Annotated in this window: 1 protein-coding gene; it reads right to left on the reverse strand. The window is 55.3% G+C overall.

The annotated features are described in order from the left end of the window. Positions 1-503 (reverse strand): EF-Tu/IF-2/RF-3 family GTPase (locus FS690_RS18205; protein ID WP_255471516.1); only part of this gene is annotated, 503 nt, incomplete at both ends.

Genomic DNA, 503 nt, shown 5'->3' on the forward strand with positions numbered 1-503 from the left:
ACCATCTCAACGCCTTCTGGCAGCTCAACTGAACCGGTCACGTCAGTGGTACGGAAGTAGAACTGTGGACGGTAGCCTTTGAAGAACGGAGTATGACGGCCGCCTTCGTCTTTAGACAGAACGTAAACTTCTGACTCGAACTTGGTGTGTGGCTTGATTGAGCCCGGCTTCGCCAGAACCTGTCCACGCTGGATGTCTTCACGCTTGATACCGCGCAGCAGAACACCACAGTTCTCGCCCGCCTGACCCTGGTCCAGCAGCTTGCGGAACATCTCAACACCGGTACAGGTTGATTTCGCGGTATCTTTGATGCCCACGATTTCAACTTCGTCACCGACTTTAACGATGCCGCGCTCAACACGACCGGTAACAACGGTACCGCGGCCTGAGATTGAGAACACGTCTTCGATTGGCAGCAGGAACGGCAGGTCGATAGCACGAACCGGATCCGGGATGTAGCTGTCCAGGTAGCCAGCCAGCTCGATGATTTTGCCTTCCCACTC

The organism is Pantoea sp. PSNIH1, assembly GCF_007680655.1.
Classification (GTDB): Bacteria; Pseudomonadota; Gammaproteobacteria; order Enterobacterales; family Enterobacteriaceae; genus Pantoea; species Pantoea eucrina.